Here is a 312-nt window from a genome sequence, read left to right on the forward strand (position 1 = left end):
GCGGGACGGACTACAAAGCCGGCAAGGCTGACAGCGTCAGCGGCCTGAAGGTCATCGACCCGCTCACTCTGCAGGTGACCACCACGCAGCCAGGCGCCACCACGCTGGCCAAAATTGGCGGGCCTGTACTGTCGAAAGCCTGGTACGGCAAAGGGTATCAGCGGGGAAATCTCGACTATCTGCGCTCACTGCACGGCAAGCCGCTGGGCAACGGCCCTTACGTGTACGACAAATACATTCCCGGTCAGGAAATTCGCTTCCATGCCAATAGCCATTTTTACCGTGGGACGCCGCCAACGCCGCGCTTTATCT

General features: G+C 59.9%; 1 protein-coding gene. It reads left to right on the forward strand.

What is annotated here, in order from left to right; all coding sequences use genetic code 11:
* Nucleotides 1–312: ABC transporter substrate-binding protein (locus IM317_RS23795; protein WP_227010989.1), on the forward strand; the 312-nt coding region annotated here is incomplete at both ends.

It is taken from the genome of Enterobacter cloacae complex sp. S3, assembly GCF_014930495.1.
In the GTDB taxonomy this organism is placed as follows: Bacteria; Pseudomonadota; Gammaproteobacteria; order Enterobacterales; family Enterobacteriaceae; genus Enterobacter; species Enterobacter asburiae_B.